The sequence below is a fragment of the Streptomyces sp. NPDC101178 genome, assembly GCF_044767965.1.
Taxonomy (GTDB): domain Bacteria; phylum Actinomycetota; class Actinomycetes; order Streptomycetales; family Streptomycetaceae; genus Streptomyces.
This window is the reverse complement of record NZ_JBIWOZ010000004.1, coordinates 179,737-198,176: the sequence shown is the minus strand read 5'-3', so window position 1 is coordinate 198,176 and position 18,440 is coordinate 179,737. Positions and strand designations below refer to the sequence as shown.

General features: G+C 72.9%; 20 protein-coding genes and 1 riboswitch. Of the genes, 15 read left to right on the top strand and 5 right to left on the bottom strand.

Annotated elements, in window-relative coordinates; genetic code table 11:
* Positions 1-6 precede the first annotated feature (6 nt).
* The 4 genes from ACIRR8_RS13305 to ACIRR8_RS13290 all read left to right on the top strand — a co-directional run bounded on the left by ACIRR8_RS13305 (position 7) and on the right by ACIRR8_RS13290 (position 3,493).
* Positions 7-972, top strand: a complete 966-nt coding sequence (locus ACIRR8_RS13305; protein ID WP_404064292.1) for an ABC transporter permease — start codon at positions 7-9, stop codon at positions 970-972.
* Positions 965-1,825, top strand: coding sequence for an ABC transporter permease (locus tag ACIRR8_RS13300; RefSeq protein WP_404063045.1), 861 nt, complete (start codon positions 965-967; stop codon positions 1,823-1,825). Before ACIRR8_RS13305 ends, ACIRR8_RS13300 begins: the two co-directional genes overlap by 8 nt.
* A 65-nt stretch (positions 1,826-1,890) precedes the next feature.
* A complete protein-coding gene (locus tag ACIRR8_RS13295) occupies positions 1,891-2,826 on the top strand; it encodes an ABC transporter ATP-binding protein (protein WP_404064290.1) in 936 nt (311 codons plus the stop codon).
* A complete protein-coding gene (locus ACIRR8_RS13290; RefSeq protein ID WP_404063042.1) occupies positions 2,819-3,493 on the top strand; it encodes an ABC transporter ATP-binding protein in 675 nt (224 codons plus the stop codon). The genes ACIRR8_RS13295 and ACIRR8_RS13290 overlap by 8 nt, the downstream gene beginning before the upstream one ends.
* Positions 3,494-3,502: 9 nt before the next feature.
* Here ACIRR8_RS13290 and ACIRR8_RS13285 read toward each other — a convergent pair whose 3' ends face one another.
* Positions 3,503-4,021 (bottom strand): GNAT family N-acetyltransferase, encoded by a 519-nt coding sequence (locus ACIRR8_RS13285; protein ID WP_404063039.1) that lies wholly within the window; start codon positions 4,019-4,021, stop codon positions 3,503-3,505.
* A gap of 193 nt (positions 4,022-4,214) precedes the next feature.
* Here ACIRR8_RS13285 and ACIRR8_RS13280 point away from each other — a divergent pair, with 193 nt between their 5' ends.
* The 6 genes from ACIRR8_RS13280 to ACIRR8_RS13255 all read left to right on the top strand — a co-directional run bounded on the left by ACIRR8_RS13280 (position 4,215) and on the right by ACIRR8_RS13255 (position 7,242).
* A complete protein-coding gene (locus ACIRR8_RS13280; RefSeq protein WP_404063037.1) occupies positions 4,215-5,123 on the top strand; it encodes a phosphatidylinositol-specific phospholipase C/glycerophosphodiester phosphodiesterase family protein in 909 nt (302 codons plus the stop codon).
* Positions 5,124-5,240: 117 nt separating this feature from the next.
* The gene (locus tag ACIRR8_RS13275) at positions 5,241-5,435 is read left to right on the top strand and encodes a hypothetical protein (RefSeq protein WP_015613051.1); all 195 of its coding nucleotides are present in this window, start codon (positions 5,241-5,243) and stop codon (positions 5,433-5,435) included.
* An 80-nt stretch (positions 5,436-5,515) separates the two neighbouring features.
* Positions 5,516-6,262, top strand: coding sequence for a hypothetical protein (locus ACIRR8_RS13270; protein ID WP_404063034.1), 747 nt, complete (start codon positions 5,516-5,518; stop codon positions 6,260-6,262).
* A gap of 47 nt (positions 6,263-6,309) precedes the next feature.
* Entirely contained in the window at positions 6,310-6,528 is a 219-nt protein-coding gene (locus tag ACIRR8_RS13265; RefSeq protein ID WP_404064360.1) for a hypothetical protein, read from the top strand.
* 51 nt (positions 6,529-6,579) lie between these two features.
* Entirely contained in the window at positions 6,580-6,972 is a 393-nt protein-coding gene (locus ACIRR8_RS13260; RefSeq protein WP_093687870.1) for a hypothetical protein, read from the top strand.
* Positions 6,973-7,062: 90 nt separating this feature from the next.
* On the top strand, positions 7,063-7,242 hold the full coding sequence (locus ACIRR8_RS13255) for a hypothetical protein (protein ID WP_404063030.1): 180 nt from the start codon (positions 7,063-7,065) through the stop codon (positions 7,240-7,242).
* A gap of 210 nt (positions 7,243-7,452) precedes the next feature.
* On the opposite strand, the gene ACIRR8_RS13250 is transcribed toward ACIRR8_RS13255, so the two are convergent.
* Positions 7,453-7,635 (bottom strand): DUF6480 family protein, encoded by a 183-nt coding sequence (locus ACIRR8_RS13250; RefSeq protein ID WP_018512919.1) that lies wholly within the window; start codon positions 7,633-7,635, stop codon positions 7,453-7,455.
* A 128-nt stretch (positions 7,636-7,763) separates the two neighbouring features.
* Here ACIRR8_RS13250 and ACIRR8_RS13245 point away from each other — a divergent pair, with 128 nt between their 5' ends.
* Together ACIRR8_RS13245 and ACIRR8_RS13240 are read left to right on the top strand one after the other, a co-directional pair.
* The gene (locus ACIRR8_RS13245) at positions 7,764-8,969 is read left to right on the top strand and encodes an aromatic acid exporter family protein (RefSeq protein WP_404063027.1); all 1,206 of its coding nucleotides are present in this window, start codon (positions 7,764-7,766) and stop codon (positions 8,967-8,969) included.
* 87 nt (positions 8,970-9,056) lie between these two features.
* Positions 9,057-9,248, top strand: coding sequence for a DUF6381 family protein (locus ACIRR8_RS13240; protein WP_356753327.1), 192 nt, complete (start codon positions 9,057-9,059; stop codon positions 9,246-9,248).
* Between the two features lie 87 nt (positions 9,249-9,335).
* Here the strand turns inward: ACIRR8_RS13240 and ACIRR8_RS13235 are convergent, their stop codons facing one another.
* On the bottom strand, positions 9,336-10,343 hold the full coding sequence (locus ACIRR8_RS13235; protein ID WP_404063024.1) for a PHP domain-containing protein: 1,008 nt from the start codon (positions 10,341-10,343) through the stop codon (positions 9,336-9,338).
* Between the two features lie 103 nt (positions 10,344-10,446).
* Positions 10,447-11,745: a helix-turn-helix domain-containing protein gene (locus ACIRR8_RS13230; RefSeq protein ID WP_404063021.1), complete on the bottom strand. Its 1,299-nt coding sequence runs from the start codon at positions 11,743-11,745 to the stop codon at positions 10,447-10,449.
* A gap of 222 nt (positions 11,746-11,967) precedes the next feature.
* Here ACIRR8_RS13230 and ACIRR8_RS13225 point away from each other — a divergent pair, with 222 nt between their 5' ends.
* Positions 11,968-12,582, top strand: coding sequence for a hypothetical protein (locus tag ACIRR8_RS13225; protein WP_404063019.1), 615 nt, complete (start codon positions 11,968-11,970; stop codon positions 12,580-12,582).
* 286 nt (positions 12,583-12,868) lie between these two features.
* Positions 12,869-15,475 carry a SpoIIE family protein phosphatase gene (locus ACIRR8_RS13220; protein WP_404063016.1) on the top strand — a complete coding sequence of 869 codons (2,607 nt, stop codon included), beginning with the start codon at positions 12,869-12,871 and terminating at the stop codon, positions 15,473-15,475.
* Positions 15,476-15,520: 45 nt separating this feature from the next.
* Here the strand turns inward: ACIRR8_RS13220 and ACIRR8_RS13215 are convergent, their stop codons facing one another.
* Positions 15,521-16,912, bottom strand: coding sequence for an FAD-dependent oxidoreductase (locus ACIRR8_RS13215; protein ID WP_404063013.1), 1,392 nt, complete (start codon positions 16,910-16,912; stop codon positions 15,521-15,523).
* Positions 16,913-17,360: 448 nt separating this feature from the next.
* A riboswitch (cyclic di-AMP (ydaO/yuaA leader) is annotated at positions 17,361-17,551 on the top strand.
* Between the two features lie 3 nt (positions 17,552-17,554).
* Between ACIRR8_RS13215 and ACIRR8_RS13210 the strand changes: the two genes are divergently transcribed.
* Positions 17,555-18,382: a transglycosylase SLT domain-containing protein gene (locus ACIRR8_RS13210; RefSeq protein WP_404063010.1), complete on the top strand. Its 828-nt coding sequence runs from the start codon at positions 17,555-17,557 to the stop codon at positions 18,380-18,382.
* The last annotated feature ends 58 nt before the right edge of the window (positions 18,383-18,440 follow it).

Below are 18,440 nucleotides of genomic sequence, written 5' to 3'. Positions count from 1 at the left end.
GGGCCGATGGCGCGGATGACGGGACGGCGGGCCCTGTTCGCCGTCCCGGTCCTCCTCACCGTCACCTTCGGCGTCTTCGCCGTGGCCGCCGCGTCCCCCTTCGACCCCGTCAAGGCGTACGCGGGCACCGCGGGCCTCACCGCCTCGCAGGAGAACCTGGACCAGCTCCGGGCCAACCTCGGCGCCGACCAGCCGCTCGTCAGCCGCTGGTGGGAGTGGCTGACCTCCGCGCTACAAGGAGACCTCGGCGTCTCCAGCGTGATGCGCCAGCCGGTCACCGACGTGATCGTCGAACGCATGGGCTGGTCGGCTCTGCTCGCCACCTCCGCCTTCGTCATCGCCATCCTGCTCGGCACCGCACTCGGCGTTCTCGCCGCGCGCAGGCCCGGCGGCTGGCTCGACCGGGCCGTCAGCTCCGCCGCGTACACCCTGGAAGCCGCACCCGCCTTCTGGCTCGGCCTCCTCGCGATCTGGCTCTTCGCGCTGAAGCTGGACCTCCTTCCGGCGGGCGGCCTCACCGACGCGGGCAGCGATGTGGTCACCTTCGGCCAGGTCGCCTCGCACCTCGTCCTGCCGGCGGCCGTGCTAGGGATCTCCCAGCTGCCGTGGTTCTTCCTCTATGTACGCCAAGGGGTCATGGACGCACTCGCGGAAGACCCCGTGCGCGGCGCGCGCGCCCGCGGACTGAGTGAGCGTACGGTGCTCCTCGGCCACGGCCTGCGCTCCGGGATGCTCCCGATGCTCACCCTGATCGGCTCCCGCGTCCCCGAACTCATCACCGGCGCGCTCCTCATCGAGACCGTCTTCAGCTGGCCCGGCATCGCCGCCGCCACCGTGGAGGCCGCCACCTCGGTGGACTTCTCGCTGCTCGCCGCGCTCACGGTGCTCGCCACCGCCGCCGTCCTGCTCGGCAACCTCCTCTCCGACCTGCTCTACGGACTCGCCGACCCCCGGGTGGCCTTCGATGGCTGAGACCGCACTCGCCCCGCTGCCGGGCCGCACCACACGCCGCATCCGGGTCGCCACCTCCGTGACGATCGTCGTCGCCGTCGCGCTCGCCGTGCTGATCGTGCCGCCGCTGGCCCAGCTCGACCAGCAGGCCGTCGACCTGTCCAACAAGCTCCACCCGCCGTCCTGGGCCCACCCCTTCGGTACCGACGACGTCGGCCGCGACCTGCTGCTGCGCTGTGTCTACGGGCTCCGCGTCTCGCTGCTCGTCGGTCTGGTCGCGGCCCTCACCGCGACCGTGATCGGCACGGCGATCGGCGCGCTGGCCGGAGCGTTCGGCGGCTGGCCGGACCGGATCGTGATGCGGGTCGTCGACACCCTGTCCTCCATCCCGCATCTGCTGCTCGGCATCTTCATCGTCGCGATGTTCCGGCCCGGCGTCTGGCCGGTGATCGTCTCGGTGGCCCTCACCCACTGGATCTCCACCGCCCGGATCGTCCGCTCCGAGGTGCTCTCGCTGCGCTCGCGCCCCTTCATCGACGCGGCCGTCTCCGGCGGCGCGTCCCGGGGCCGGGTCATCGTGCGGCACCTGCTGCCCGGGGTGCTCCCGCAGGCCGGGCTCGCGGCGGTCCTCATGGTGCCGCACGCCATGTGGCACGAGTCCGCGCTCTCCTTCCTCGGGCTCGGCCTCCCGGCCCACCAGGCCAGCCTCGGCAACCTCGTCCAGTCCGCGCGCGGTTCGCTGCTCGCGGGCGACTGGTGGCCGACGCTCTTCCCCGGCCTCTTCCTGATCATCCCGACCCTCGCCCTGGCGGGGATCGCCGGAGCCTGGCGGGACCGGATCAACCCGCGCCGGAAATCGGAGCTGATGCTGTGACCGCCGACCACGCCGCGAACCCGGCCGCCGTCCTCGATGTCCGAGACCTCTCCGTACGCTTCCGGATGCGCGGCGGCCGGGACATCGCGGCCGTCACCGGCGCCCGGTTCTCCGTCGCGCCGGGCGAGTGCCTGGCGCTGGTCGGGGAGAGCGGCTGCGGCAAGTCCGTCCTCGCCTCCGCCCTGCTCGGCCTCCTCCCGGCCAACGCGCAGACCACGGGGAGCGCGGTGCTCGGCGGGGACGTCGACCTGCTGACGGCGGGGGAGCGGACGCTGGCCCGTACGGTACGGGGCCGGCGCATCGGCCTCGTACCGCAGAGCCCCGCCGCCCACCTCACACCCGTGCGCACCGTCCGGGCCCAGCTGGAGGAGACCCTGCGGGAGCTGACCGGGCTGCGCGGGGCGGCGGCTGTCCGGGAGGCGGCGGGTAAGGCGGCCGCCCGCGCCTCGTTCCCGGCCGACCATCTCGACCGCTACCCGCACGAACTCTCCGGCGGCCTCGCCCAGCGCGCCGCCACCGCGCTCGCCCTGATCGGCGACGCGCCGCTGCTGCTGGCGGACGAGCCGACCACCGGACTGGACCGGGACCTGGTCGAGCGGACCGTGGACGAACTGCGCCGCCACACCGACGAAGGCCGGGCGCTGCTGATCATCACCCATGACCTCGCGGCCGCCGAGCGGATCGCGGACCGGGTCGCGGTGATGTACGCGGGCCGGATCGTCGAGATCTCCGACGCCGGACCGTTCTTCGGCGCACCGGGGCCCCGCCACCCGTACGCCAAGGGCCTGCTCGACGCCCTGCCCGAACGCGACTTCGCCCCGATCCCCGGCCTGCCGCCCGAACTCGGCGCGCTCCCGGACGGCTGCGCCTTCGCCGCCCGGTGCGCCCGCGCGGACGCCCGCTGCACCGCCGAACGCCCGGCCTTCGACGACCGGCTCGCCTGCCACCACGGGCTGACCGGCCGCGCCCACTCCCTCGTGAAGGAGGCCGCCGATGCTTGAGCTGACCCGTATCACCGCCGGGTACGACCGCCGCGACCCCGTAGTCCGCGATGTCTCCCTGAGCGTCGGGCACGGCGAGGCGGTCGGACTCCTCGGCCCCAGCGGCTGCGGCAAGTCCACGCTGGCCAAGGTCGCGGCCCTCCTGCACCGCCCGGACGCCGGAACCATGACCCTGGACGGCACGGTCGTACGCGGCTGGCGCCACCGCGCCCCGCAGGAGCAGCGCACGACCGTGGGCGTCGTCTTCCAGCAGCCCCGCCTCTCCGCCGACCCCCGCCTCAGCCTCCGCGAACTCATCGCCCAGCCGCTGCGCTCCACCGGCCGCCGCCGGGAAGTCCCGGAGCGGGTGGCGGAGCTGGCCCCGCTGGTCGGCCTCTTCGCCGAACTGCTGGAGCGCCGCCCGCACGCGGTGAGCGACGGCCAGCTGCAGCGCGCCTGCCTGGCGCGGGCGCTGGTGCTGCGGCCGGGACTGCTGATCTGCGACGAGATGACCGCGATGCTGGACGCCTCGACGACCGCCGCGCTGGTCGCCGTGGTGGAGGCCTACCGCGCGGAGTCCGGAGCCGCCCTGCTGGCCGTCGGCCACGACCGGATCCTGCTGGAGCGCTGGTGCGACCGGACGGTCCGGTGGGGCGAGCGGAGCGTGGAGCGCGTACCGGTGGGATGACGGGAGCGGTCAGCGCGGCCGCGCGGCGGGCACGTGGAACGCGATCCACGCGTCCGGCGGCAGCTCCGGCCGGCCCGGCACCGGCCGGTGCTCCTCGGTCCAGGCGTCACCGGCCACCTCGCGGGCCACGCGGCGCCAGAAGCGTACGGCCGGGGCGTTGGCGTCCTGGAAGGCGATCTCCCACGGGCCGGGGTGCCGGGCGAGGACGTCCCGGACGGCCCGCAGTCCGACGCCCGCGCCGCGTGCTCCCCGTACGACGAAGAAGCTGTTCAGGATCCGGACCGGCCCGGCCAGACCCCGCACGAAGGCGAGGCCGGCCGGACGCTCGTCGGCCGTCAGCAGATAGGGGACCCGGTCGGCGTCGGTGAAGGCCGCTTCCAGGCGGTCGGTGCGGAACGTCCCGTCCGGGCCGGGCGTGAGAGAGCTGAACTCGGACATGTCGTGGCGGAACATCAGCCAGAGGTGGTCCATGAGGGGACGGTCGTCGGCTGTGGCGAGGCGTACGCGTACGCGTGTGTGCTGAGGCATGAAAAAAGCCTCCCCGGCGGATGTGGTTCCGTGCCGGGAAGGCTTGAGGAGTCGATGACAGCTTATCAAGCGCTGACCGCAGAGCGACGATCGGGCCAACTCTTGGCAGGTACCTGACGATCTGTCGCCGGTCGGCCCCATACTCGTCGCGTCCGGCCCGTCCCGGGCCCCGCCGACGCTTCAGGGAGCCTCCATGGCTGTACCGCCCGCCCCGACCCGCCGCCGCGCCCTCACCGTCACGCTCGCCACCGCCGCCGCCGTGGTCGCCGCTCCTGCCGGAGTGGCCGCCGCGTCCCCGGTCGTCGCCGGCCGCCCGTCCCCGCCCCGCCCACGCACCCGGCCCCTCCGCCACGCCCACGCGCACAACGACTACCTGCACCCGCGCCCCCTCCACGACGCCCTCGCGCACGGCTTCACCAGCGTCGAGGCGGACATCTTCCTGGTCGGCGGGGAGCTGCTCGTCGCCCACGACCCGGCCGGGCTCGACCCGCGACGGACGCTCGCCGGCCTGTACCTCGAACCGTTGCGCGCTCTGGCCGGGGCCGGACACGGCAGCGTGCACCCGCACCACCGCCGGCCCCTGCAACTCCTCATCGACATCAAGGCCGACGGCGTCGCCGCCTACCGCGAGCTCGACCGGCAGCTGAACCGCTACGGCTCCCTGTTCACCCGCTACCACCACGGCCGCGTCCGGCCCGGAGCCGTCACCGCCGTCATCTCCGGTGACCGCGCCGCCCGCGTGCCGATGGAGGCCCAGCGCACCCGTCTCGCCTTCTACGACGGCCGCCTCGACGACCTCGGAACCGCGTCGCCCGCCTCGTTCACGCCGCTGATCAGCGCGAACTGGACCCAGACCTTCAGCTGGCTCGGTGCCGGGCCCTTCCCCCGCGCCGAGCGCGACCGGCTCCGCACCCTCGTCGCCACCGCCCACCGCGAGGGCCGCCGCATCCGCTTCTGGGCCACCCCCGACCTGCCGGGGCCCGAGCGCGAGGCCGTCTGGAGCGAGCTCCTGGCCGCCGGGGCCGACCACCTCAACACCGACGACCTGGCCGGGCTCGAACGCTTCCTCCGCACCCGTGCCGGCGCCGCCCCGACTCCGTAACCCCCTACAGCGCGGGAGTACCCGTTCGGCGGACACGCCAGTGCGCCGAACGGCCGCCCCGCTGCGCCACACTGGCGGCCGAAAGCCGCAAATCCGGCGCGGCGGAGGAGGTTGGCCATGGTCATTTCGATCTCATTGGTGCTGCTGCTGACGGTCCTGGCGGTGATCTTCCTGCGCAACGGCGGGCTGAAGCTCTCGCACGCGATCGTCTGCGCCCTGCTGGGCTTCCTGCTGGCCAGTACGAGCATGGCGCCGACCATCCACGACGGGATCGGCGCCACCGCCAACCTGGTCAGCGGCCTGCATCCCTGACCTGCTTTTGTCCGGGACCTGCGTCCCTGACCTGTTCTGGACCGTCCACGCCGCGCCCGGCGATCCCGCACAATGGTCAGATGTCCTTTCCGCCCCCCGGACGGCATTCAGGCGCCGCCCACCACGAGTACTGCAACACCGGCCTGTGCTGCCGGTGCCAGATGCGTACCTGGACCACCAAGGCGGGCAACGAACGGCTCTGCGGGCCGTGCGCGGCCTGCTGCCAGGCGTGCGGCCGGGCGCCTGCGCCGCACCTGGACGGGCTCGACGGCGGGCTGTGCGCCGAGTGCCGCGGCCTCTGCGGCCGCTGCCACGCCCAGAAACGGCCCGACGGAAGCTGTGCCTGCGACCGCTGGCGGGAGAACGCCAAGAGCAACCCGCGCGGGTACGTCCTCCAGGCACTGCCGCAGCAGCTCCTCCAGGCGCTCGGCGGCCGGGTGCCGAGCACCGTCCACGACATGATCCACGACGAGCTGGCCCGCAATCGCACCGCCGGTCTCCTGCGCGAGCGCATCGAACGCCGCTGGAACCTGCGCTGGGCCCATGCCCTCAACGAGAAGGACGAGGACGGCCGCCGCCGGTGGAGCGCCCAGGACATCGCCGAACAGCTGCTGATGCCCGGTTCCTGCTCCGACCCGGAGTGCGAGGACGGCTACCTCGCCACCACCGACGCCCCGTGCACCCGCTGCCGGCAGCCGCTGCACCGGTTCGTCACCTCGGTCGCCGACCACACCGCGACCCCGGAGCACGCCCACGCGGCGGCGGCCCGGATCCGGCGGGCGATGCGGGAGAACCGCTCGCACAAGAGGCCCCCGCCGCGCGGATAGCCGGGCGGGACGCGGCACGGTGTGGCGCGGGCGTTGCCGCGTGTCACGTGGTGTTGCGGCGGTGTGTCAGGCCCGCGAAACCCACCCGACTCGGCCGGGTCGGCAAGGTCGGCCCGGAGACCTCCGTCATCCGGTCTGTCCGGCCGGCCGGTGAGGAGATCCAGAACTCCATCACCATCGGTCCCGACGGGACGGCCTACGCGGGGGTCTTCAACGGCATCGTCGCGGTCCGCGACTCCGGCCGAGGCACCGGGGCGGTGGGCTGATCTCCCCCAGAAGTGCACACCGGCGCACGTGGCGACCGGTGCGTACGGCCTATGCTCGCGGCCATGGAGCAACGGGAAGTCGTGAAGCGCGTGATCGGCATCCTCACAGAGGCGCGCGAAATGCAGCGCCTGCTGGAGGCGGACCTCGAACGGGAAGACCTGGACGCGGGAGCGGGTGCCGTCACGGCCCTGCTCAACGAGACGATGCCCCACATCGCCATCCCCGACGATTTCTCCGTCGAGGAGGTGGTGACCGTGGTAGGGCGTGAGGTGGGCGGCGCGGTCGAGCAGCTGGTGAGCGCCTTCACCCTCGCCTTCACGATGCTGGCGCAGGTGCACGACTCCGGGCAGACGGACGTCTCGTCGGCCGACGTCCTCCAGGACCTGGCGCTGCGCGTGGAGGCCGGCGGGCCCGAGGACGAGGACGACGGTCCGGTGATCTGAGCCGCCGTCGAAGGCCTCCTGCGTTGCGCAGTGTGCGAGGGCATGACGGAGAGGGAGAAGGGTGAATCTCCTCGCGGTACGGAGGCAGCTGTGGGCAAGAGCACCGACCTGGTCCGCGCCAAGGCGCACCGGCTGAAAGGCATGAAGAAGGAGTCGGACGGCATCGCGCTCGGCGACGAGCGGATGAAGGCCGAGGGACGCCAGGAGCAGGAGGCGGCCCGTCGGGAGGAAGAGCGGGCCCGCGCCCTGCCGGAGGCCTCCGGCGGCTGAGCCGGCGGAGCGTCCGTACCGTCACGTGCGGTACGGACGCTTCTTCGTGTGAGCGGCGTCCCTGGTGTGCTTCTCCAGCGCGCCCGTGCCGCCGCCGTGACCGCGTCCACGATGTCCTCAGCCGGAGGTCCGCCTCCTCGGCGTACGTCCGGCCGCACTCCTCCACCAGCGCGTCCACGACCCGGCGCGCCGGAGGCGGTTGCGTACCGCTCACGCCAGACCGAAGACCCGCGCGACGAAGAACCCGGCGACCAGCAGCGCCCCGAGCACGATCAGGCCGATCCAGACGGCCGGGTGCTCCCAGACACCTCCGTCCGGGCGCTCCTCGTGGGCTTCGCCGATGGAGCCCTCGGCGGGGGGCGTCTCTGTGGGGGGATTCACGAGAACAGCCATGCCTCCAGGGTCCCCCTCTCCTCGCTCCGGCGCACGCCGGGCCTTCTCCCGCCACCAGGACAGGGCCGTACGGAGGCACCCCGGGGCGCGGAGCGCTGTGCGCGGGGGAAACGGGGCACGGTCAGAGGATGCCCGCCGTTTCCGCGCCCGTCATCAAGCTCGTGCAGCGCACCACCGAACCCGCGGGGGTCCAGACGCTCCGCTCGACCGCGGCCGCCGTCATCGCCTACTCCGTGGCCGTCTGGGCGCTGCCCGAACCGGCTCCGCTGACCGCACCCCTCACCGCGCTCCTGGTCGTCCAGGTGACCCTCTACGCGACCCTCACCACCGGCATCCGCCGCGTGAACTCGGTCATCGTCGGCGTGCTCATCGCCATCGCCTTCAGCTCCCTGGTGGGGCTGAGCTGGTGGAGCCTCGGGCTGACCATCTTCACCTCGCTGCTGATCGGGCGGCTGGTGCGGGTCAACGAGTTCGTCCCCGAGGTGGCGATCAGCGCGATGCTCGTCCTCGGCGTCTCCCAGGTCGCCGACACCGCCTGGGACCGGGTCTGGGAGACGCTCATCGGGGCGGTGGTCGGGCTGCTGTTCAACCTGGTCTTCGCGCCGCCGGTCTGGGTCGCCTCGGCGGGCACCTCCATCGGCTCGCTGGCCGGCCGGATGAGCACGATGCTCCGCAGCATGGGCGAGGAGGTGGTGGGCAACAACCCCGTCTCCCGGGCGGCGGCCCGGCTCCACGAGGCCCGCAAGCTCGACCACGACATCGTCGAGGTCGACGCCTCGCTCCGCCAGGCGGAGGAAAGTCTCACCCTCAACCCCAGGGTGAGACAAGGGCTGCTCTACCGGGTCGTCCTGCGCACCGGACTCGACACCCTGGAGATCTGCGCGGTCGTGCTGCGGGTCCTGTCCCGCACCCTCACCGACCTGGCGAAGGCCCGCACGGAGGAGACGCTGTTCCCGGCCGATGTGGCGGGCCTCCTCCAGGAGCTCTTCGGCCAGCTCGCCGACGCCATCGAGAGCTTCGCCGTCCTCGTCACCACACCGCTCGCCGCCGACGGCGAGGCGGCCGAGGACCGGCTCGCCGAGGCGCTCGCCCGCAGCCGCGCCACCCGCGACCGGGTGGCCGACCTGCTGCTGGAGGACGTCCAGGAGCATCCGCGCGAGTGGCAGCTGCACGGGGCCCTGCTCGCCGAGATCGACCGGGTGCTCGCCGAACTCGACATCGACGAGCGGACCAAGCGGCTGGGCGAGGAGCTGGACCGGCGCTCGGCCGAGGCCCATGAACGCCACCCGCGGCTCCGCACCGTGGTGCGGCGGCTGAGCCGGACCGCCACGTGAAACCCTCCTGGTGGGGTGCGCGGGATGCGGAAGCCTCCGGTCACTGGTTCGCTGGAGGCAGTGGTTCCCCTGGCCCGAGGAGTGGTGATGAGCGGTTCGGACGAGCCCGCCGACCTGGCGCGGCAGATGCGTGAGAAGGCCCAGCAGCTCGCCGAGGCCGCGGAACGCGCGACAGACCCGCAGGAGCGCGAGCGGCTGGAGAAGAAGTCCCGGACGATCCGGGACCGGAGCGAGCAGCAGAGCGGGATGGCCGCGGGAGACATCTACCCGCAGAAGTAGACGCACGGTACGCGGCAGGGCGCCCGCCCCGGAACTCTTCCGGGGCGGGCGTCTCGTGTCCGTGCTCTCCCCGGCGTACGGAGGCGCTCACCCCGCCCACTTCAGCAGCCGCTCCACCGGCCAGCTGGTCACCACCCGGTCCGCCGGTACGCCGCACTCCTCGGCCCGCGCGCAGCCGTGGATCTGCCAGTCCAACTGGCCGGGCGCGTGGGCGTCGGTGTCGATCGCGACGAGAGCGCCCGCAGCCACCGCCTTGCGCAGCAGGTGGCGCGGCGGGTCCAGCCGCTCCGGCCGGCAGTTGATCTCGACCGCCGTGCCCGCCTCGGCACAGGCCGCGAAGACCCGGTCCGCGTCGAACCGCGACTGCGGCCGGCCGCGCCCCGACAGCAGCCGGCCCGTGCAGTGGCCGAGAACGTTCGCCTGCGGATGGCGTACGGCCGCCTCCAGACGCCGGGTCATCGGCGCCGCCTCCATCCGCAGCTTGGAGTGGACGGAGACCACCACCACGTCCAGCCGCTCCAGCAGCTCCGGTTCCTGGTCCAGCGAACCGTCGGGCAGGATGTCGCACTCGATCCCGGTCAGCAGCCGGAACGGCGCCCACTCCTCGTTGAGCCGTGCCACCACCGCCAGCTGCTCCCGCAGCCGCTCGGGCGACAGGCCGTTTGCCACCGTCAGCCGCGGCGAATGGTCGGTGAGCACCGCCCACTCGTGCCCCAGCTCCGCCGCCGTGAGGCCCATTTCCACGATCGGGCTGCCGCCGTCGGACCAGTCGGAGTGGAGGTGGCAGTCGCCGCGCAGCCGGGACAGCAGCTTCCGGCCCTTCTCGGGGGCCGGTTCGGCGGCCGCCTGCTCCTCCAGCCTCTCCAGATAGCCGGGGACCTCGCCCGCCTGGGCCTCCCGGATCACCTGCGCGGTACGCGGACCGATCCCGCTGAGCCGCTCCAGGGTCCCGGCGGCCACCCGTTCGGCCGCCTCCCCGGACTCCATCGCGTCCACCACCCCGGCGGCCGTCCGGAAGGCCTTCACCCGGTAGGTGGCGGCCTGCGAGCGCTCCAGCAGGAACGCGATACGCCGCAGAGCGGTGACGGGATCCATCGGCACCTCCACAGGGAACGTCGGCCGCCCCGCGGATCACGCCGTCCGGGCCGCCTGTCCCAGGATGGCCGCTGCGGGCCCCGGACGCCCACCGGGCGACCCGTCAGCCGGAGTCGGTCCGTCCCGGCTCCGCCACCCAGCGCCGGGTGGAGAAGTCGTAGTCGTGGACGGGCCGCCCGGGCGCCCCACTCGTACGGAACGGCCGCCCGCCGTCGTCGATCCGTACCGTCCCGCTCCGGCCCCCGCCGCTCCACCGCAGCTCCGCGACCCAGTCGCAGTCGCAGCGGGCCGCACGCGCGGTGACGAGGAGGACCTCCGGGTCCGAGGCCGAGACGCGGTACGGGAAGGAGACCGCCGGGATCGGCTCACCCGTGTCGTTCCCCGGTACGGACCGGGCCACGGGTCGCCTCACGTCGAGGTCGACGTCGAACATCCGCGGTGTGAGCGCTCCGCCGCACCCGGAGCTCATCCGGAGGACCCGCCCGTGCGCAGGCTCTCGCCGCTCGACGACCCGGACCCGTAGGGCCTCCAGCACGACCGCCCGCTCGTCCGCGCCCTGGAGGGTGATTCGTACGCCGGTCTCGCCCGCGTGCACCGCGCCGAGCGCCCGCGCCCAGGCCTCCGCGTCGGCCTCGGCGGGCGGGGCCGGGATCCCGGCGGCGGAACCGCCGACGAGGTAGGCGTGCCCGCAGCCGTACTTCCAGACGTGATCGTCGGTCGTCCAGGTGAACGGGGGAGCCACGGGCGGCGCGACGGACGGCTGCTGCCGGGGCCGCTCCGGTCGCGAGGGGTCGCTGAAGGCCGTGCTCAGGGCGAGGGCCAGGGCGACCACGGCGACGCAGACGACGAGAGCGGGCACCCACCGGCGTACGGAGGAGGTGCCGGAAGCCCGGGCTGCGGGCAGGGGCCGCCTCTCGTCGGGGAGTACCGGGGTGGGGGCTGCGGGCAGGGGCTGTTTCTCGTCGGGGTGTACGGGGGTGGCGGCGGCCGGAACGGGCCTGCCGGGCTCCTCCGTACGCGGCGTGTCCCCGCCCGGCCGGGCCACCGCCGGCTCCTGGACCTCACCCGGCTGAACCGCCCCCGCCTCCTGCCGCTCCACCCGTTCCGCGTCCGCGCTCAGCCACAGGCGGTGCAGGGCCTGCCGCTCCTCGCCCGTGCGGCCGCACAGCCGGGCCAGGCGCTCCACCGGGGCGAACTCCGCCGGGACCGTCCGGCCGGTGCAGTAGCGGTGGAGCGTCGAGGCGCTCACGCCGATGCGGCGGGCCAGGGCCGCGTACGTGCGGCCTGAGCTCTCCCGTAACTCCCGCAGCCGCTCCGCCAGCTCCTCCCGAGCAAAATCACCGCCCGCACCCGGCTCCTCCCCGATTCCCCGCTCGCCGTCCGTGCGCCGGCGGCCGCTCATGCCCCGCCCGCCGTCCGCTTCCCGTCCGTCCGACAACCCGCTCGACCTCCCCCGGCCGTCCCAGGGGCGTTCCACCCCACCGTGAACACCCACGTCACCGGGGGTGGGACGGTTCCGTGCCGGGCGGAAACCGTGTCGTCCTTGTCGCCGGCCCGGTGCCCGCCCCAGGCTGGTGCCGTTCCACCGACCGACCGCTCGACCACCTGAACGGGGATCACCACCATGCGCACCACCCGTACGATCCGCACCGCACTCGTGACCGCCGCCGCCGCGGGGCTCGCCGTCACGGCGCTGTCCACGGCACCCGCCTCCGCCGCGCCCGCCGCGCCGAAGTTCCTGGCCGCCGGGCAGTGGCCCGCCTCCCTCACGCCCTGGACCGCCGGTCCGGTGCAGAAGGGCCTGCCGGAGGACGGATCCTTCTGCACGGCCGGAACCACGCCGGCCGCGGGCACCCGCCACCGGGACTTCCGCACCGAGCTGGACACCGGCGCCCGGCAGACGATCACCGTCGCGCCCACCACCGCGAAGGCCAAGGCGCTCGCCGCCGAGCTGCGGACCGCGCTGGCGACCTGCCTGGAGCGGATGAAGGAGCAGGACCCGGGCATCGAGGGCGTCAGCCGTTACCACGGGCGGGTGAACGTGGAGGAGGGCGCGTACGTCTACAGCATCGACACGTCCTACCCGGAGGTCGGCTCCACCGACATCGGCCTCCACTCCGTCGGCCGCGACGGCCGCACGGTGACCGTCCTGGAGTGGGGACAGCTGGGTGACCTGGACGGCGCACCGCTGAAGGGGTTCAGGAAGACGACCGGAACCGCCGTCGCCAAGCTGCACTAGGAGGTGTCCGAGCAGTTCCGCGCGGGCGGGCGACGCCCGGCACGGCACCTCGCGGCGTTGCCGAAGAGTCCTGGTAGCTCCTTCCCCGAGCTCTCACCCGCGTGCGAGCAGGGGGGAACCCGTCCAAGGACTCTCCGGCGCCTTGCGATGCGCCGCACCTGACGCCGCCCGCTGATCCGCGCCGAACTGTCAGACACCCCCTACCTTGTCCGCGGACCGGCCGGCACGGGGTTCCGGCCGGTCCGCCGAAGTGCGCGGCCCCCTCTGCCGGGAGCATCCTGGCTGTGTGACCCGGCACGACGCGACCCGGCCCACCCCGCCCCCCGGAAGCGGGGCCGCGGCCGGGCGAGACGACTTCGGCCGAGTACCGGACGAGCTGTCCCTCGTACTCGCGCAGGGGGTCGTCAGCGCCGTCGAGTCCGCCGAGGGGTACGCGGGCGGTATCTACCTCCGCTCCGGGACGCCCGGCCTCCTGCGCCTCGCCGTGCTCGCCGGACTGCCGGGCCCGCTCTTCCGGCCCTGGTGGCGGATGCACGTGAACCGGCCGTTCCCGGTCTCCGAGGCCTTCCGCACCGGCCGGCCCGTGCTGCTCGCCGACGCGGAGGAGGGCATGCGGCGGTTCCCCCAGCTGATGGCGGGGCTGCCGTTCCCGTTCGGCTCGCTGTGGGTCCCGATCACCGGCCCGCAGGGCAGCATGGGCGTGATGGCCGTCCTGCGGGCCGCGACCCCGGGGGAGCAGATCGCTCCCGCCGACGGGGAGCGGCTGCTGCGCCTGGGCCACCGTCTCGGGGCCGCGCTCGCCGATCTGGAGTCGCGGTCCCTCCCGGTCGTCTGGGAGAAGGAGCCGATCCCCGTCCAGCTCCCGGCCGCCCCGGCGCCGCCCGTGCGGGTCGGCAGCTTCGACTGGGATCTGCACACCGGAGGCCTCACCGCCGACGACGACCTGTGCGCGATCTTCGGCACCGTGCCGGAGGAGTTCCCCGGCACCGTCGACGCGCTCGCCGGACGCCTCGTACCGGAGGACGTGTACGGGCTCTGGGCGCTGGCCCGGCAGGCGGTGGAATCCGCCGATCCGGTGGTGCGGAGGATGCGGCTGCGCGGCCCCGACGGCCGCTACCACCTGCTGGAACTCTCCGGCCGCTGGACCCACCCGGACGGCGGGAGCGCGGAGAGCCATCTGTCCGGCTTCGTCGTCGACTTCGGCGCGGGACCCGTCATCGCGGAGGCGGCGGACCGGCTGCCACGGGGGATCGTCTCGCTGGACCGGATCGGGCGCATCACGTACGCCAACGCCCTCGCGGAGGAGTTGCTCGACCTCCCCCGCGCCGAGCTGGTGGGCCACGTCGTGTGGGAGGTGCTGCCGTGGTTCGGGCATCCGGCGTACGAGGACCACTGCCGGGCCGCCCTGATCTCCGACGAACCCGTCCACTTCCTCGCCAGGCGTGGCCCGTCGCGCTGGCTGTCGGTCTCGCTGTACCCGGGCCACGACGGGCTGAGCGCGGTGTTCCAGGCCACGGAACAGCCCGCGTACACTCCCGGTTCCGTCGCCGCGCCCGGTCTGGGCATCGGCTCCACCGCCGACCGCTCCTCCGCCCTCTACCGCCCGGTGGCCCTGGCGATCGCCCTCACCGAGGCGGTCACGGCCCGCCAGGTCTCCGCCGTGGTCACCGAGGAGCTGCTGCCCGCGTTCGGCGGCCGGCAGCTCGCCATCTACCTGCTGAGCGAGCGTCACCTCCACCTCGCCTGGGAGACGGGGTTTCCGAAAGGGTTCCTCGACCGTTTCGACGGGGTCGGACTCGACGTCTCCATTCCTGGCGTGGAGACTCTGACCACCGGCCGCCCGCTCTTCTTCGAGTCCATGCAGCGGCTGGCCGACGCCTACCCGGGCATCCCGATGGAGACCGACATCGGGGCGCGGGCCTTCCTGCCGCTGATCGCCTCGGGGCGGCCCGTCGGCTCGTGCATCCTCGGCTTCGACCGGCCGCGCGGGTTCAGCCCGGAGGAGCGCACCGTCCTGACCGCCCTCGCCGGACTCATCGCCCAGGCCCTGCAACGCGCGCAGCGGTACGACAGCGAGTCGGCGCTCGCCCGGGGGCTCCAAGACGCCCTGCTGCCGCACCGGCTGCCGGAGGCCGACGGGGTCGACACGCTCGGGCGCTATCTCTCCGGCACCCAGGGCATGGACGTGGGCGGCGACTGGTACGACGTCATCGAGACCGGCCACGAACTGGCCCTGGTCATCGGCGACGTCCAGGGACACGGTGTCGCGGCGGCCGCCACCATGGGGCAACTACGCAGTGCGGTACGGGCGTTCGCGCTGAGCAACCACGATCCGCAGGAGGTGATGAGCGGCACCAACCGGCTCCTCATCGACCTGGACCCGGGACAGTTCGCCAGCTGCTGCTACATCGCCCTGGACCCGCTCACGGGACGCGCCCGTGCCGTACGGGCGGGCCATCCGCAGCCGGTGCTGCGGCATTCCGACGGCCGGACCGAGGTACTGGACCTGCCCGGCGGCATCGTCCTCGGCATCGACGGGCACGCGACGTACCCGGTCACCGACCTGCTGCTCGAACCGGGCGATGTGCTGGCCCTGTTCACCGACGGGCTCATCGAACGGCCCGGGACCGACATCGACGAGGGCATCGAGCGGCTGCGCTCCACGATCGCCGGGATCGGCTCGGTCCCGCTGGCCGAGATCGCGAACCGGGTGATCGGCGAGGCCCGGCGGGCCACGGACCGGCCCGACGACATCGCGCTCCTGCTCGCGGCCCGCTGGACGCACCTTCCTCAGAAGCCGCAGCCGCTGTCCCGCGACGCCGCCCCGCCGGACCTGTGGCGGACGTTCCGCGGGCCGGGCCGGGGCGGCACGAGCGCCCCGGCCCCGGACTGACGGGCGACAGCCCCGTACGCCTCAGGCGTACAGGGTCCGCCCGGCTCAGACCTCCGTGGCCGGCTCGGCCAGGGCGAAGGCGCCCGAGGCGTCCAGCATGCCCTCGCGCTCCACGACCTTGATCCGCTCACGGCCCTGGGCGACGCCGAGCGCCTGCTCGTGGGCGTCCAGCTTGTGCCAGCCCTCCCAGGTCGTGTACCGGACGTTGCGGCTCTCCAGGAAAGCCTCCACCGCCTCCGGTGCGGGCGTCGCCGGCTCGGACAGGCGGCCTGCGGCGCGGTCCTCCAGGAGGCAGGCGACCGTCTCGTTGGCGTCGCCCTTGGTGTGGCCGATCAGGCCGATCGGGCCGCGCTTGATCCAGCCCGTGACGTAGACCGAGGCCATGTGCTCGTCACCGGAGATGACGCGGCCCGCCTCGTGCGGGACCGTGCCGGAGGCCACGTCGAAGGGGAGCTTGGGCAGCTCCTCCGAGTAGTAGCCGACGGCCCGGTAGACGCTCTGCACGTCCCAGTCGGTGAACCGGCCGGTGCCCCGGACGTTGCCGGTGCCGTCCAGCTCGGTGCGCTCGGTGCGCAGCGCGGTGACCTCGCCGTCCTCGCCGAGGATCTCGACCGGCGACTCGAAGAAGTGCAGGAAGAGCTTGTGCGGGCGGTCGCCGACATCGCGGATCGCCCAGTTCTCCAGGGTCTGCGCGACCATGTTGGCCTGCTTGTTCTCCCGCCGGGTGGCGATGGAGCCCTCGTCGTACTCGATGTCCTCGGGGTTGACGATCACCTCGATGTTGGGGGAGTGGTCCAGCTCCCGCAGCTCCATCGGGCTGAACTTGGCCTGCGCCGGGCCACGCCGCCCGAACACATGCACCTCCAGCGCCTTGTTCGCCTTGAGGCCCTGGTACACGTTGTCCGGGATCTCGGTGGGCAGCAGCTCGTCCGCCGTCTTGGCCAGCACGCGGGCCACGTCCAGCGCCACGTTGCCGACGCCGAGGACGGCGACCTTCTCCGCCGTGAGCGGCCAGGTGCGCGGGACCTCGGGGTGGCCGTCGTACCAGGAGACGAAATCGGCCGCGCCGTAGGAGCCGTCGAGCTCCATGCCCGGGATGTCGAGAGCCCGGTCGGCCTCGGCGCCGGTCGAGAAGATCACCGCGTCGTAGAAGGACCGCAGGTCGTCCAGGTCGATGTCGTTCGGGTAGCTGACGTTGCCGAAGAGGCGGATCTGCGGCTTGTCCAGCACCTGGTGCAGCGCCTTGACGATGCCCTTGATCCGCGGGTGGTCGGGAGCCACGCCGTAACGGATCAGGCCGAAGGGCGCGGGCATGCGCTCGAACAGGTCGATCGAGACACCCGGGTCCTGGCAGACCTCGGATTTGAGCAGCGCGTCCGCAGCGTAGATACCGGCGGGGCCGGCTCCGACAATGGCGACGCGGACGGGGCGTGTCATGGCGTGGTGATCCTTAAGGCGGGCGAACGCGGGCAGGTACAGCGTACGTCGGAGGTAAGGGTTGGCTTACTAGTCTCCACCCCACACCGTAAGCCCTGACCCCGAGAGACCTCCGACCCGGCCTACGGAACCGCCCGATAAGTCCGTTTCGCTAGGTCGGTATGGGCGATTTTGGACATTTAGCCCTCTCTTCCGTAAAGGGGTTAATGGGATTCTTGGGCCCTTTTGGGTGTGCCCATTCCGGCCACCCCCGCGCGAAGTGGTGAGCGTCACGCCCGGGGGTGCGGACGTGGAAGTGGAGGCGTCGGTTCCCTTCTGTGCGAAGAAAGTTGACACCCTGACGGAACCGGCGCGACCGGGAATTCCGGAATTCGATCATGCGGAGAAAGAAGATCAGGAATTCGGGGCTTGTTCTGCCCGATGCTTTTCGCCTACGGTCACGGTCAATCCGGATGGAACGCCGAATCCTGCCGCCGTCCGGGAATCCGCAACCCACTCACGTACGGCAGGAGCGGGGGACCCAGGTATGCCGCCGATCCGGTATCCGGAACGGCTAGGGGTGAAGTCGCACGACCGTGCGGCCAGACATCTCCCGTCTGAACCCGACAGCTCACCTCGTAGGCGCCGGAGAGGAAATTCCCCATGCCCGCACAGGGTAAGCACCGCCGTTCCAAGTCCGGCTCGCTGAGCCGTGGCATCGCCGCCGTGACCACGGGTGGAGCCGTTCTGGCCCTCCCGGTGCTCGGCGCCACCACCGCCTCCGCCGCTCCCGCGCACTCCGTCGCCGCGGAAAAGGCGGTGGCTCCCGTCTCCGTGACCGTCCAGGCGAATTCCGTGACGAAGGCGGCACCCGCCAAGCATTCCGTGGTGTCCGGCGAAACGCTTTCCAAGATCGCCCGCGAGTATTCCGTCAGCGGCGGCTGGAAGAAGCTGTACGAAGGCAACCGCAAGGCCGTCGGCGAGAACCCGAACCTTATTCACCCGGGTATCACGCTGACCATCGGCGCCAAGGCTGCCGCCCCGTCAGACGCCAAGGCCGGCAAGGCTGCCAAGGCCGCCGAGCGCACCGCCACGGCGGAGCGCGCCGACCGCTCGGAGCGCACCACGGCCGCGCCCGCCGCCGCCCCGGCCGCCGCCCCCGCCACGTACACCAACGACCTCGACGGCTGGATCAAGGAGTCGCTGGCGGTCATGGCCCAGCACGGCATCCCCGGCAGCTACGAGGGCATCCACCGCAACATCATCCGCGAGTCCTCGGGCAACCCGAACGCCATCAACAACTGGGACTCCAACGCGGTCAAGGGCACCCCGTCCAAGGGGCTGCTCCAGGTCATCGACCCGACCTTCCAGGCCTACCACGTGCCCGGCACCTCGACCGACAGCTACGACCCGGTCGCCAACATCACCGCCGCGTGCAACTACGCCGCGGACCGGTACGGCTCGATCGACAACGTCTTCGGCGCCTACTGATCCCGTACGCGCTCACGCCGAGGGGCCCCGGACCATCTGGTCCGGGGCCCCTCGGCGT